A 15,373-nucleotide genomic window follows, 5' to 3' on the forward strand; every position below is an offset into this window, starting at 1 on the left:
CAGGTGCTACTGGAGCAACTGGTGCACAAGGGCCTACTGGAGCACAAGGTGATCCTGCAACAGATGATCAAACACTTTCTACCGATGGAACCCCAGGTAATATCTCTATAAGCGGTGGAAATACAATTAATCTAAGTGTAGTAAGTACAGATGCTAATAATGAAATCACAGCAGGAACTGATGGTGGCGCATTCTTTATCAGCCCAGTAAAAGCGATGGGGAAAGTCGCAGGTAATGGTACCGCTGCTAAAATATTGAATGCAACTGTTTCTAGGATAAATGAAGGTGATTATCAAATAACATTTACAAGTCCAATGCCAGATGATGACTATATCATTCAATTAGCAATTGTGGATTGTGGAGGTGATTGCCCAGGTAATACCGGAGCAAACTATGATGATCCTGGTATCACATATTATAGTCAAACTACAGCTGGATTTAGAGTTAATATTGGAGACAGCGATAATGGAACTAATCAAAAAGATGATATAGATTTAGAATTCATGTTTACTGTACTTGATTTTTAACTTAATTACTTTACTCATCTTTTAAGGAACTAGATTAGATATCTAAAAAATTAAGGTAAGGAAAAGCGTAATACTATTAAAAATGAAAAAAACACTACCCCTCATATCTTTATCATTTATCCTATCTGTTGGCATGTATGCTCAGATTGGCACAGGTGACGCAAATGCATTAATGGGATTACCTGCCGCTACTGATTTAGCTGAAATAAATGCTATTATTGGTCCTACAATTGGTTCTATAGTTTTTAATTTAGATGATCAGGAAATTTATCGATTTACTAGCACAGGGTGGCAAAGAAGTACCGATGATCAATTAGATTCTGAAGTAAACCTAGCAACTCCTATTGATGTTGATGAAAGTGGTGAAACTACTCCAACTCTTGAAACTAATGTACAACAAGTAATACAAGCTATTGCCCCCATTACATCAGGAGCTGCAAGAGTATTTTACCCACCATCAATTGAAGTTCCTGTAGCAACGAATGGTACATTTACATTAAATCTTTATACCCAATATACTGCTCAGTTTTCTTCTCCTACTGCAACTAGTCCTTCAGCACCAGATATACCTGTATATGCTGCAAACGAATTACATTACTATGTAACTTTTGCTGACCCAACAGTTTTTAACACTGGTACTATGAGTATAGATGCAAATGGAGTTTTAACTTATACTGTTATTGGTCAGCCGGCAGATTATAATTCATTGATCAATGTAGTATTTGTTGTTAAATAAATCAACATAATCAAAGCCTTAATGAAAAAACATCTACATATCAGATTACTTATCATACTTTGTATGTTAGTATTTGGTAATTTTATTTCTTACTCTCAAGCACTGATAGAAATTGAAGTTAATTGGGTAGCATGGTCATCTGAAAACAGAGTTACTTTTAGAGACCCTTCAAATACTACAATAGCTCCTACAATCTGTAATCCTGGTGATTGTTTTACAGGTTTTTCAAATACCGCTTATAACAATATTGGTACTCCGCAAGCTTATGCCAGTGTTCCATATGGAACTGGGTATACATTACTATTAGAAGATACTTTTGGTGATGGTTGGAATGGATTTGGTAGTTATGTACGAGTCTATCAAGATGGAGTTTTAATTCTAGAGTCGTTTCCAAATTTTTTCACAAATACAACGCTTACATTTAATGTCGTTCAACCACCAGCAGAACTAAGTATTACTGATATTTTTGTTAATGAAAATGCAGGAACAGCAACTTTTCAAGTTACGCAAATCGGGGCAACTACTGGTCCTTTTTCTGTAGATTATACTACCACTGATAATACTGCAATTGCAGGGTTGGATTATACCACTACTTCATCTACCCTTAATTTCTCTGGTACTACAGGAGAAATTATTAATGTGGTTGTTCCTATTATAGATAATTCTTACGCTGAAGTTAACGAAACTTTTAATTTGATACTCTCTAACCCCAGTGACCCAACTGTTATTTTAGATAATGCCATAGCAACTATCATTGACGATCCTGGTGATACTCCCATACAGGCAAATGTACCACTAACACTTTTTGATGAGTTTAATGGGTATTATGATTATGCCGTTACCGGAGATTCGTTTAGAAACAGTACTGTTAATGAATGTAGTATTATTGGTGCTACCACCGGAACAACATTAACTACTACTATACCGGTTGGTGCTACAATTGAAAAAGCATATCTTTTCTGGGCACATTCTTCGGCTTCGCCAGATGAATCGGTAACTTTTGAAGGACAAACTGTGAATGCAGATATTATTAGAAGTTCCACTTTTGGAGGTGCAAGTCTATATGGAATGACTAGTGATGTCACCACATTAATACAAGGTATACCTAATCTTTCTACAAATACATTTGATTTTTCTAATCTTACTATTGATAATGGTGAACCTTATTGTTCTAGTACAGTTGTGCTAGGAGGTTGGAGTTTAATGATATTTTATACTGCTCCTGCCCTACCCGCCGTAAGTATTAATCTATATAATGGTTTTGATGGTCAGCAAAATAATAGTAACAGTTATAATCTAACTGGTTTTTTTGCCATAGGAGCGTCGGGTTCTAAAACTACTATACTTTCCTGGGAAGGTGATCAGGGATTAGCAAATAATGAATCTCTTACTGTAACTACAGGTTCAGGAACATTTAATCTGTCTGGGGATGGAGGGCAAACAGGAGGAAACCCATTTAACTCTACAGTATATGACAACACTGTTGGCCCGGTTGTTAATAGAACTACTCTAGGTCTAGATTTAGATACCTATGATATTTCTGCTTTTATAGGTCCTGGTGAATCTACTGTAACTACAAATGTAGGTGTGGGTCAGGATTTTGTGATCTCTAATGCAGTATTACTTAAAGTCCCAAGTAATCTTATTATAGGTACTGTTTTTGAAGATGTAAATTATGGTGGTGGAAACGGTAGGAATCAGGCAACTTCATCAGGAGTGCCAATAGTGGGAGCTACTGTAGAGCTCTATGATAACACTGGAACATTTATTGAATCTACCACTACTGATACCAATGGACAATATTCTATTGGAGGTATGCAAAATGGCACGTATAGTGTGAGAGTGGTTAACAGTACTGTTAGATCTACCAGAGGTGGTGGAGCTGCTTGTACTACATGTTATCCTATCCAAACATACAGAAGAAATTATGCAGCAACTGTCTTTACAGATGTTACTACAGAAATAGGAGGCGCCTTGCCATCACAACAGGATGTGGCTGCAAGTACTTTTACTGGTGCCCAAAGTATATCTTCAATAACCATACTAAGTGAAGGAGTTGTTGGTATGGATTTTGGTTTTAACTTTAATACAATAGTAAATACTAATGAAAGTGGTCAAGGGTCATTGGAACAGTTTATTGTAAATTCTAATAATTTGGATGAAACAGGATTAGACATTGAAGCTAATAGTATATTTAATCCAGCTTCTGGAGAAGATACTTCAGTTTTTATGATTCCTCCTACTGGTGACTCTTTAGGTCGGACTGCTGATGCAAATTTTGCTAATGGGTATTTCGATATTACCATTAGCAATGGCAGTAACCTTACAACCATTACAGATACCAATACAAATATAGACGGTAGAACGCAAACGGCATATTCTAATACCAATACCGGTACTATTGGAAGTGGAGGAAGTACCGTAGGAGTATCAGGAAATACATTACCTAATTATGATCTTCCTGAAATTCAAGTACACAGAAACAATGGAGATGTGCTTCGTGTACAAGGAAATAATACAGTTATAAGAGGTCTTTCAATTTATGCGGGAAGTAATTCTGGAATTATATTAGAATCAGGCTCTTCTATAATAGATGGAAATCTTATTGGAGTAAATGCAGACGGTCTATCGTCTGGAAACATTGATTATGGAATTGAAATAACAGGAGGAATTTCAACTATCTCCAATAACTATATTGCTTCAAATACAGATACAGGACTTTTTGTTAACGGAGGAACTTCAACCACAATACAATACAATGATATTGAAGCTAATGGTACTAATGGATGTGCTGATGGTATTGCTCTGGTAAGTGGTTCTGGAGTTACAATTCAATATAACTTGATCAATAATACCGCTGCAATTGGAATAGAAGGATGGAATTACCCTGGTGGTGTACTAATAAATGAAAATACAATCACTAACTCAGGTCAAAATGGAGGAATATGCTCGGGATCTACAGAAAACAGTGGTGTACGCTTGTATGGAAATAACTCTTCAATTACATCAAATATTATTGCAAATAATGGAGGTGCGGGTATAGTAATTACAGGAGGTAATACTTCTGGAAATTTAATTTCTCAAAACTCTATATACAATAATGGTACGTCTAGCCCTGCTTTGGGTATTGACATAGATCAAGCAACTACTGGTAACCCTGTAGGTGATGGTATAACCATAAATGACACTAATGATAGTGATACCGGACCTAATGGGAGTCTTAATTTCCCTACATTTGAATCTATCGTAATTACAGGAAATAGACTAAGAGTAAGTGGTTGGAGCAGACCAGGTGCTACATTAGAGTTTTTTGTTACTGATATTTCTCAGGGAACAGCAACTACTGGTGATAATCAATTAGGACTAACCCAAGATTATGGTGAGGGTCAAATATATTTAGGTTCTGCGATAGAAGGGAGTGGTTCGGATCAGGCTTCTGGGACTTCATCATACTCGGATCCTGATGGAAATGCAGACACTACGAATCGTTTCTCTTTTCAACTTGTATTAGCAACAACTTATCCCGCTGGAACATTAATAACAGCTACAGCAACATTATCTAATAGTACATCTGAGTTTTCTAATACCTTCCCCATAGGAGCCAAGACTGTGATAACCAATAGGAGAATTACATATAGAGTAAAACCAAATTAGTAATTTATAAAAAAATAAAATATTTAAAATTAGGTTAGGTGTATTTACCCCTGTATTTGATTTACTTTAATACTTAATCCTAATGATTGTTAAACACATATTTATCAAATCTTTATGAACCAAACACCACTTTTACTTTTTAATGATCAAATACTGATCTTTAAAGTAATACCTTAAGTACCCCAAGAAAAAAATCAAACTTATTATCAACCATTTAAGCAAAATATCAAAGAATTATAATAAATAATACATAATTCAAATTGAATCATTGATTTTTACAATAATTCAGTAAAATTTCTATATCAATCTATTTATTTTCTTATGTTTGCTTTGTCAAAATGTTTATTTTTTACGAATATGTAACTTTTCAACAAAACCATACCTTTAATCGAACTAAAAATGCATTTCACCGATAAATAATTGCATTTTATCGTGAAAAAGTGGTGTACTTTGCTAAAAAAGAATATATTTGCCATAACATATTTACTGTTAAACCGTAAAACAGTGTTACCCCAATATAACTATGGATAGAATAATTTTTATTGTCGTATGCTTTCTGGCCCAAGTTACTATAGCTCAACAAGCTTTTCATAACTATGGGAATATTCAAATTCACGATCAAGGTGAAGTTGGTTTCCACACTGATTTAATTAATGATGGTACATTCGACCAAAATTTAGGTCTTGCAGGGTTTTATAATCCTACAGGTAGCCTTAATGTAACAGGTGATAATCGTCCCGTATTTCATAATATGGAAATTGATGTTGTAGACGATTTGCTGCTGGATGTTGCTGTTGGTGTAACAAACTTTCAGGAATTTATAACCGGACGAGTACAAACTCCCAGAGATAGACGTAATGTTTCTTTAGATTATATAAATGATGCTCCATATCTGGGTGCAAATGATGATCGATATGTAGATGGATATTCTTCTATTACCGGAGTATTAGATTTTACTTTCCCTATTGGAGATGATTTTAGATTACGCCCTATGCGTATCGACACTCAGGCAGCTGTAAATACAGCGAGAGGCGCATATTTCTTTGAAGACCCAAATACTCCTAATTTTTTCTCTACCAGTTTTAATACTGATAATTTTAGTAATGTATTATTTGGTGTGAGTTCTTTTGAATTTTGGGACCTTGATGGAGATGTAGAAACTAGAGTAACTCTTACCTGGGATGACAATAGTAATATACCAACTCTTGTTGATGAGTTAGAAGATCTTAGAGTTGTAGGATGGGATAGAAATTTACAACAATGGGTAAGTTTAGGAAACTTTGTCGCTTCTGGGGATTTAAATAGTGGAGAAATCACTTCAGAACTAATGATTCCTGATAATTACGTTATTCTTACATTTGGTTCTTCAGATATCATATTAGACGGTGATCTGGAAATATTTACAGCAGTTTCTCCGAATGGTGATGGAGTTAATGATACTTTTATCATTCAGGGTATTGAGCAATTTTCAAACAACGAACTAACAATTTTTAATAGATGGGGAGTTGAAGTATACCGTAAAAAAGGATATGACAATTCATGGGGAGGTTACTCTGAAGGTAGAGCTACAATTGCTAAAGATGAACAATTACCAGTTGGTACATATTATTATATATTAAAAATTGAAGGTCAAAAAGATCGTTCAGGGTATCTGTATATTAATGTGTAAGATTACATTTCGCCCAAAAACTATAATTTTGACTCACTAATACAGTATTATTTCCATCAAATAAAAAAGTCATATTCCAAAAAAATATAAATTCACGATACTTATAAAATAATAAATAGTTAACTTCAGATTACGCAAAGTCATTTTTTAGGGACATTACTAATTTTAAATTAGTATTAAATGAAGAAAACATTACTTATTATCCTGCTAATTCTACCTGGAATTATTTTTTCTCAGATCGATGAGTTTTCTGTTATGGGACTTCCGACCGCTACTACAAATGTAGAGATGAATGGCGTAACTGCTGCCGCTACAGGATCAATTCTATACAATCTGGAAGAAAGTAAAATATTTGTTTTTGATGGCACAAATTGGGTAGCTACTACTAATGATAATTGGTTGATAGATGGCAATACAGGCTTGCCCACCACATCCTTTTTAGGTCACATCGATGATGTGAAAATGGAAATTCGATCCAACAACTTACCATTATTACAATTTGGAAGAAGACAAACCTTAGGACTAACACAAGCCTTTCCTGATTACACAGATAATGATCAACCCATGGTACATATTAATGGAGACGGTACTACATCTGCGCTTCAGTTTGCGGCTGCAGGTGCGTCTTTTTATAAACCAATGTTCTTTACAACAACAAATGGAAGTTTTCGCCTAAAAGGAAGTACTGGAGGAACAGATCTGTTTGAAATCGGTTCTGCCGGGCCTGCAAATGATGGGAAATTAGAATTTATCATTGGTGATGATGGTAATGAATCTATTGTATTTAAACGATACGATTATAGACGTGGTCAGTTTCATCGAGAGTTTTTTAGAGTACAAGGAAGTAACAATACTGCTGATGCCGCCACTAGATTTGGTATTAACCTAAACCCACAAGAAGTTGCTGTAGACACTGGCTATGATGATCCGTCCACCGGATTTAATGTTGCAAACTCTACTTTACAGCTCGAAGGATCCTTTTCTACTTCGATAACCAGTACTATCGGAAATCTAACATTAACCGAAAATCATCATACTATTCATATCACGGGAGCACATAACATAACGCTACCTAATGCCAATACTTGTGAGGGTAGGATTTACATTCTGAAAAATAGTACCAATGCAAACAGAACTATTAGCACGTATCGTGATCTTACCAATTCAAACCAGACTACTATCGGAAGTGAATCTGTATTATGGATAAAAAGTGATGGCACCAATTGGCAACAAATAAATAATTTTACAGGACCCAGTGCAGGAGTAATTGTAAGCACAGACACTAATAATGATATTACAGCAGGTACTGATAGCGGAGCTTTTTTCGATAGTCCTGTAAAGGCAATGGGTAAAGTAGCAGGAAATGGAACAGCCTTAAGAATACAAGGAGCTACAGTAGTGAGAAACGGTATTGGTAACTATACGGTGACACTTAGTAGTGCAAGGAGTAGTGATGACTATATTATTCAATTAACGGTAAACGATCCAAGTAATTATCAATCTTCTATTCAGGTTACTGCTCAAACGACATCAACATTTACTGTACAAATTTATGTTAGACTTAATTTCGATACCACTCTTTATATAGACGATGCAGATTGGTATTTTACAATAAATGATTTTTAAAAAAATCTATAATTTCTTCACAAAATGATGTGCCCATATTTCATATCCTTCATTAAGGTAGAATTTATGTGAAAGATAATTCACTACATAACTATTTAGTTCTGAGGCTTCACATCCCCTACTCTTTGCATATTCATAAATCCAATTAAATACTTTCTTCCCTATTCCTTTACTTCTGTTCTGCTCATCAATATATACATGATCGGGCTCACATGACCTTCCAACATAATGACGTGTCATAAACCATAACCCAAAAAAGCCAATTAATTTTTTATCTGAATACACTCCCCAGCATTCATAATTCTGTTCAAACATCTCACTAAACCTTTGCGTTAAAACAACATCAGAAAATTGATTATTCATCAATTTCTGAAGTAATGGTAAAACGATATCAAAGTCCTCCTTTAAAATTTTGTGAAATGCTAAATCCATATGATGCTTTTCTGCAAAAATAATTATACATTTATCTCAAAGATGTAAAGAATTCTTAAAAAATAAAGAATCTGCCAATTATATTGTTTTGTTGGCTATTTATAGCTTCTTTTTAAGTGTTGCAAACGAGTTTAAAAGAACAAAAAACATAAAGATGAAAGAAAAATCAGGAAAAACACAAGATCTGATCGATAAAAAATTTCTAGAGGAACGTAGTGTATTTCTTTGGGGACAGGTAGATGACAAGTCGGCTAAACATGTAATCGACAGACTTATGTATCTGGATATGGTAAGTAACAAAGAAATCAAACTATATATTAATAGTCCTGGAGGATATGTTACTTCAGGATTTGCAATGTATGATACGATTAAAAGTTTAAAAAGTCCGGTTTCTACTATTTGCACTGGATTAGCTGCTTCTATGGGGTCAATTCTTCTAAGTGTAGGCGAAAAAGGCCGAAGATTTATCCAGCCTCATGCAAAAGTGATGATTCATCAACCAAGTGGTGGTGCCAGAGGACAAGCTTCTAACATAGAAATTCAGGCAGCAGAAATTCTTAAGACCAAAGAACTAAGTGCTCAAATACTTGCTGATAACTGCGGGCAAGATGTTGAGAAAGTATTGAAGGACTTTAATCGTGATTATTGGATGGATGCTGAAGAATCATTAGAATACGGAATTATAGATGGAATTCTGGAATAATACATCCAGAAATGATATAAATTGTAATCCGATTATACCTATGGTAAGAAGAGATTTTATTGGTATTAGTGCCCTGGGGATGATCGGAGTTTCATTATCATCATTTTCTATGCTTCAGTCAGAATTCTCTAAAGATGATCTTATGGGAAAAAGCAATCCATTACTTTTTGGTGATGGATATAAGCTTCGAAAAGATGCTTATGAAGCTTTTCTTAAAATGAAGACTGAAGCACTAAAAAGTGGATTCAAAATAAAAGTTGTTTCCAGTTATAGAAACTATGCGCACCAGAATCGAATCTGGGAACGTAAATACAAAAAGTTTACAACCGAAGGGTTATCCCCTATTAAAGCAATACAAAAGATTATAGAATATTCTACCATTCCTGGTACATCAAGACATCACTGGGGTACAGATTTAGATATTGTAGATGGTAATGCTCCACAACCCAAAGGATTGCTTCTTGCCGAGAATTTTGAGGGTGATGGCCCATTTTGTAAGTTTAAAGAGTGGATAGATAAACATGCTAACTCTTTTGGTTTCTATCTTGTATATACAGATAAAGAAAATAGAAAAGGTTTTAAATATGAACCTTGGCACTATTCGTATGCTCCACTTTCTATTCCAATGTTAAAAGCATATCAGAAACTAGATATTGCCACAGAGTTAAAAAAAGCAAATTTACTTGGCAGTAACTTTTTCTCAGAAGACTTCATTAAACAATATATTACAGAGAACATATCTGATATTAACCCAGAATTATTATAGTAATATAAAATTCTTATTATTTTTATAATTCTCCAGAAAAATGTTCCTTTTAACTCAAAATCACCTTTTTACTATTTCGTCGCATCCTATGCTATGTGTAAAATTCTTCTTTTTCGGTTAAATCAAAAAAGTCAAGATCAATTCTATATACTAAAATTATACTATTTTAGTTATTTATTAAAATAAAGACCCCATACTAATGAAAACTTCTTTAATTAAATATTTTTGCGCTTTTATTCTTTTATGTACTGCCTTTTCTTGTTCTAAAGATGATGACAATACCATTACAGAAACTCCAAGTGAAATTTCGATTACAGACGAAATACTAAAATTGGTAAATGAATATCGACAAGGTAAAGGACTAGAGGCTTTGGCAAAAAATACAACTGCCGAACAACTAGCTGCGGATCATACACGATATATGATTTCTAAAGGTAATATCAACCATGATAATTTTGATGCTAAATTCAAAACTCTACGAGAAAAGGAAAATGCTACAGGAATGGCAGAAAATGTAGCTAGTTTTTATCCCGATGCCCAAAGTGTTGTAGCTGGATGGATTGACAGTGAAGGACATAGAAAAAATATTGAGGGTAACTACACCCACACTGGTATTGCTGCTATAAAAGATGAAAGTGGCAGATACTACTATACACAAATTTTTTACCGCTAAACTCTGCAAACTCAACTATGCAAGGTTAGCACTAATCTTGTTCTCTAACTAAGAACGGTACCTCTAGTGGTTGCTTACTAAAAAGTGTTTTTTGCATTTTATTAGTAAGCAACTTTTATATTCATTAACTTTAAGCTTTTCGATATCAAAATTAATTTATAATGAGACGTGGCGGCTTAAAAATTAGAATATTAATAGGTTTAGCAATTATAGCATTTGCATTTTTTAAAAAATGTAATAATAAAACACTAAATCCCTATACAGATAGAGTACAAAATATTAATATGACAAGTGATCAGGAAATAGCTATAGGATTACAAAGTGCTCCCGAAATGGCCCAACAACACGGAGGGTTATACCCTGATCAAAAATTACAAAGCTATATTGATATGATCGGAAACAAATTGGTCAATTCGAGTATGGCAAAACAAACTCCGTATAAATATGAGTTTCATTTATTAGCCGATCCAAATACTATTAATGCTTTTGCATTACCAGGAGGGCAAATATTTATAACCTATGCTTTGTTATCCAAATTAGAAAATGAAGATCAGGTTGCTGGTGTGTTAGGCCATGAAATCGGCCATGTATTAGGGCGACATTCTGCAGAAAGAATAGCAGAACACGAATTCTGGAAAACTATATCTACCGGGGCATCAGTTGGTGCAGATGCCGGAGGAATTGTAAATGGTATCGGACAAAATGTTTTATTAAAAAATGGGCGTGGTGATGAATTAGAAAGTGATAAACTAGGTATTTTATTTATGATCAATTCGGGCTACAATCCTGAAGAAATGATTGGTGTGATGAAAATTCTAAAAGCTGCTGCCGGACCTAACCGTACTCCTGAGTTTCAAAGCTCCCACCCTGACCCCGAAAATCGTATAGAAAAAATCAAAGAGGCAATACGAGAATATAGTAATGTGCAATAAAAAACCATTGCCTGTTTATATCAACAAGCAATGGCTTTAAAACTTATGACAGTTTCTCTAGAAGAGCTACTGCATCCTTGGCATTAGATAACTTTGCAAATTTCATTGCTGTATAGCCTTTACTATCTTTAGTTTTGATATTTGCTCCATTTTTCACAAGCACTTTAATAATATCTGTACGGTTATATCGCGCAGCATACATAAGTGGTGTCATCCCGTCGGATTTTTGATTAACATCGCTTCCGAGTTCAATCAGTTTTTTTACGGTTTCTAAATCTCCTTTTACAATTGCCATACAAAACGGACTTGTCTTATATGCTGTAAGATCATAATTATGACTGGCAGTAGTCACATTTGTTTCTGCAGCTATACTTACAGAGGTAATACACATAACCAATAAGGTTGCTAAAACTGTTTTTTTCATGATGAAATTGATTTTAAGTTATTTGATTGACTTATATACAGTACGACCTTAGAATCGGTATCATGTTACACCTACTTTTGCCAAATAACAGGATTTTAACTTTCTCATAACAAAATATTCTGATAAAGCTGATACATTTTTATGCAATAAACCCGCCTACCATTATAAAATGATAGACGGGTTTATACAGGTTTTAAAACTAATTCTGAGTAATTACTTTTTCTTAAGCTCTGAGATCAAAGTCATAGCTTCTTTGGCTCCTGAAATTTCTGCATATTTCATTGCAGTATAGCCTTTCGTATTTTTAAGATTGATTTTTGCACCGTTAGCAACCAAAAGTTTAATGATTTCTAATCTATTATAACGAGCTGCATACATAAGAGGTGTCATACCCTCTGAAAATTTATTTACTTCACTTCCTAGTTCAACCATTTTTTTCACCATTTCATAGTCGCCTTTAGCGATTGAAATACAAAAAGGAGAAACATTAATAATTTCTGTTTTTACAACCTTGTATGATTTAAGGTTTTTCACGGGATCGTTTGCTAAAACTAGACCAACCGTCATACACATTACTAAAATTGATAGCTTTTTCATTTTTTATTTTTATAGGTTCATTATTGATTTGTGCTATGTCAAAAATTTGACGCCGCAAATGAATTACATTATTCTTATAAAAAATAGTGTAATTTTAAGAATAACTTACTTTTAACCTTCCCTACACAAATTCGTTAATAATTTCACAAAAACGACACGTCAGATAATATTACAAAAAGGTATAAATCACATAGGAATAACATAAGCTTTTTGTATGCTTGTAAGTGAAGTTGTAACTTTGTTTCTTATTTCATTTTTTTGAGATTTAAGTTCAAAAAATAACCAACCAAAAACCTTAATTAAGAATACATTATGAACAAAAAAGTAATCCTGATGATCCTGGATGGATGGGGAACATCACCTGACCCTAAAGTATCCGCCATCGATCATGCAAACACTTCGTATATCGATAGTTTATACACTCACTACCCTAATGCTTCTTTACGTACAGATGGACTTCATGTAGGTTTACCAGATGGACAAATGGGAAATAGTGAGGTTGGTCATATGAACCTTGGGGCTGGCAGAATTGTATATCAGGATTTGGCCAAAATCAATATGGCAGTCAAAAACAACACTTTAAAAGACGAATCTGTTCTTCTAGATGCTTTTCGTTATGCCAAAGAAAAAAACAAAAATGTTCATTTACTTGGTCTGGTAAGCGACGGTGGGGTTCACTCTCATATCAATCATATTAAAGGATTACTTGATGCAGCTCATTCTTACGAATTAAAAAATGTTTTCCTTCATGCATTTACCGATGGTCGTGATGTAGATCCTAAATCTGGCAAAACTCACATTAAAAACATCCAGGATTACATGTCCAAAACCACAGGCAAATTAGCTTCTATCATAGGGAGGTACTATGCCATGGATAGAGACAAAAGATGGGAACGTGTTAAATTAGCATATGACCTATTGGTTAATGGAGTTGGAGAAACCAGCACTGATGCCTTAAATAGCATTCAAAATAGTTATGATAATGACATTACAGATGAATTTATCAAACCAATTATACTTCAAGAAAATGGAGCTTCGGTAGCCACAATAAATAATGACGATGTTGTGATTTTCTTTAATTTCAGAACAGACCGAGGCAGAGAGTTAACCGAAATGCTTTCTCAAAAAGATATGCACGAGTATAATACACATAAGCTTTCTTTACATTATGTTACAATGACAAATTATGATGAAAACTTTAAAGGCATTAATGTTATTTATAATAAAGATAATATTACCGAAACTCTTGGCGAAATCATTTCTAAAGCTGGTAAAACTCAAATTCGAATTGCAGAAACAGAAAAATATCCACACGTCACCTTCTTTTTTTCTGGAGGACAAGAACAACCTTTTGATGGAGAATCCAGAATATTAAGAAATTCTCCAAAGGTAGCAACTTATGATCTTAAACCCGAAATGAGTGCTTATGAGTTAAGAGATGCCCTTGTACCAGAACTACAAAAAGGGGATGTTGATTTTGTATGTTTAAACTTTGCAAATGGTGATATGGTAGGACATACAGGAGTGATGGAAGCTGCTATTAAAGCTTGTGAAGCCGTGGACCAATGTGTAAAAGATGTAGTAATCGCCGGACTAGAAAACCAATATTCTATTATTATGATTGCAGATCATGGTAATTGCGAAACTATGATCAATCCAGATGGCACACCACATACAGCTCATACGACTAATCCTGTTCCTTTTATTTTAATAGATAATGATCAGATAAAAGTAAAAGATGGAGTTTTGGGAGATATTGCTCCTACAATTCTTGAGCTTATGGGGATAGAAAAACCTAAAGCTATGACACAAGATTCATTACTAAAATAACTATAATTAAGATACTTTCTATATTATCTTAAAGCTATTCTTAATAAGAATATAGTAAACAAAAAACACTCTTTATCATAGTTGTATAAAGAGTGTTTTTATTTTTCAAAATTCTTTTGTTACCTTAACCTAGATTATACTCCTTTATGTAAGTAAAAAAAAGTATAATTAATACGCAGCGAAACCCGATATTCTTGGTTATACATTATATGAGTTAAGCACTAACCCTTATTCATGAATATAAAAGAACAAGACAGACTAGTAAAAGCCTGCAAAAAGGGTAATCGGGATGCCATGGAAAAAATATACAACATTTTTGCACCGCGAATGATAGCGGTGGGTCTTCGCTATTGTACAAATCAATCTGATGCAGAAGACATTGTACAAGATGCTTTTATTAAAGTATTTAAAGCCATTCAAAAATATCGTCATAAAGGAACATTGGGGAGTTGGATTGAAAGAATTGTTGTGAATTGTGCCATTGATCATTGGCATAAAATGAAAAAAACGATTCATGTCGATCATGAAGATTTCATTAATAAAAATGAGATACAGGAACTAGAAGAGCCCGAAAAAGAGTATCTATCTAAAGAAATATCAATAGAGAAACTAAGAATCTTGATTAGTGATTTACCAGAACAGTATCGCTATGTTCTGAATCTTTATGCCATAGAAGGATATTCTCATAAAGAAATAGGAGAAATGCTTAACATTAAAGAGAGCACATCAAGATCTAACTATACCAGAGCAAGAAAGAAGCTATTAGAGAGTATGAGAAATAATGGAGTTGTAAAGTTTTAACGT

General features: G+C 34.0%; 14 protein-coding genes. 11 read left to right on the forward strand and 3 right to left on the reverse strand.

The annotated features are described in order from the left end of the window. From Z054_RS31920 to Z054_RS0125205, 5 genes are all read left to right on the forward strand, one after another. The coding region (locus Z054_RS31920) for a hypothetical protein (RefSeq protein WP_035093551.1) at window positions 1–527 on the forward strand (527 nt) is incomplete at its 5' end. A gap of 82 nt (window positions 528–609) precedes the next feature. Continuing rightward, complete coding sequence (locus Z054_RS0125190) at window positions 610–1,263, forward strand: hypothetical protein (protein WP_241461456.1); 654 nt, start codon at window positions 610–612, stop codon at window positions 1,261–1,263. Window positions 1,264–1,284: 21 nt separating this feature from the next. After that, window positions 1,285–4,917 carry a beta strand repeat-containing protein gene (locus Z054_RS0125195; protein ID WP_035093553.1) on the forward strand — a complete coding sequence of 1,211 codons (3,633 nt, stop codon included), beginning with the start codon at window positions 1,285–1,287 and terminating at the stop codon, window positions 4,915–4,917. Window positions 4,918–5,440: 523 nt separating this feature from the next. Next, entirely contained in the window at window positions 5,441–6,586 is a 1,146-nt protein-coding gene (locus tag Z054_RS0125200) for a gliding motility-associated C-terminal domain-containing protein (RefSeq protein WP_024772777.1), read from the forward strand. A 180-nt stretch (window positions 6,587–6,766) separates the two neighbouring features. Next, window positions 6,767–8,212, forward strand: coding sequence for a hypothetical protein (locus Z054_RS0125205; RefSeq protein WP_024772778.1), 1,446 nt, complete (start codon window positions 6,767–6,769; stop codon window positions 8,210–8,212). A 6-nt stretch (window positions 8,213–8,218) separates the two neighbouring features. On the opposite strand, the gene Z054_RS0125210 is transcribed toward Z054_RS0125205, so the two are convergent. Next, on the reverse strand, window positions 8,219–8,644 hold the full coding sequence (locus tag Z054_RS0125210; RefSeq protein ID WP_024772779.1) for a GNAT family N-acetyltransferase: 426 nt from the start codon (window positions 8,642–8,644) through the stop codon (window positions 8,219–8,221). Window positions 8,645–8,798: 154 nt separating this feature from the next. On the opposite strand from Z054_RS0125210, the gene Z054_RS0125215 reads away from it, so the two are divergent. The 4 genes from Z054_RS0125215 to Z054_RS0125230 all read left to right on the forward strand — a co-directional run bounded on the left by Z054_RS0125215 (window position 8,799) and on the right by Z054_RS0125230 (window position 11,718). Then, window positions 8,799–9,347: a ClpP family protease gene (locus Z054_RS0125215; protein ID WP_024772780.1), complete on the forward strand. Its 549-nt coding sequence runs from the start codon at window positions 8,799–8,801 to the stop codon at window positions 9,345–9,347. After that, on the forward strand, window positions 9,331–10,113 hold the full coding sequence (locus tag Z054_RS0125220; protein WP_316929951.1) for a M15 family metallopeptidase: 783 nt from the start codon (window positions 9,331–9,333) through the stop codon (window positions 10,111–10,113). The genes Z054_RS0125215 and Z054_RS0125220 overlap by 17 nt, the downstream gene beginning before the upstream one ends. A gap of 199 nt (window positions 10,114–10,312) precedes the next feature. Next, the gene (locus Z054_RS0125225) at window positions 10,313–10,786 is read left to right on the forward strand and encodes a CAP domain-containing protein (RefSeq protein ID WP_024772782.1); all 474 of its coding nucleotides are present in this window, start codon (window positions 10,313–10,315) and stop codon (window positions 10,784–10,786) included. A 161-nt stretch (window positions 10,787–10,947) separates the two neighbouring features. After that, on the forward strand, window positions 10,948–11,718 hold the full coding sequence (locus tag Z054_RS0125230) for a M48 family metalloprotease (RefSeq protein WP_024772783.1): 771 nt from the start codon (window positions 10,948–10,950) through the stop codon (window positions 11,716–11,718). Between the two features lie 43 nt (window positions 11,719–11,761). Here the strand turns inward: Z054_RS0125230 and Z054_RS0125235 are convergent, their stop codons facing one another. Together Z054_RS0125235 and Z054_RS0125240 are read right to left on the reverse strand one after the other, a co-directional pair. Continuing rightward, window positions 11,762–12,142 (reverse strand): ankyrin repeat domain-containing protein, encoded by a 381-nt coding sequence (locus Z054_RS0125235; RefSeq protein WP_024772784.1) that lies wholly within the window; start codon window positions 12,140–12,142, stop codon window positions 11,762–11,764. Between the two features lie 213 nt (window positions 12,143–12,355). Continuing rightward, window positions 12,356–12,739 (reverse strand): ankyrin repeat domain-containing protein, encoded by a 384-nt coding sequence (locus tag Z054_RS0125240; protein ID WP_024772785.1) that lies wholly within the window; start codon window positions 12,737–12,739, stop codon window positions 12,356–12,358. 312 nt (window positions 12,740–13,051) lie between these two features. Between Z054_RS0125240 and gpmI the strand changes: the two genes are divergently transcribed. Continuing rightward, entirely contained in the window at window positions 13,052–14,569 is a 1,518-nt protein-coding gene (gene gpmI, locus Z054_RS0125245; protein WP_024772786.1) for a 2,3-bisphosphoglycerate-independent phosphoglycerate mutase, read from the forward strand. A 234-nt stretch (window positions 14,570–14,803) separates the two neighbouring features. After that, window positions 14,804–15,370 carry an RNA polymerase sigma factor gene (locus Z054_RS0125250; protein ID WP_024772787.1) on the forward strand — a complete coding sequence of 189 codons (567 nt, stop codon included), beginning with the start codon at window positions 14,804–14,806 and terminating at the stop codon, window positions 15,368–15,370. Window positions 15,371–15,373: the final 3 nt, after the last annotated feature.

This window comes from Aquimarina macrocephali JAMB N27 (assembly GCF_000520995.1).
GTDB lineage: Bacteria > Bacteroidota > Bacteroidia > Flavobacteriales > Flavobacteriaceae > Aquimarina > Aquimarina macrocephali.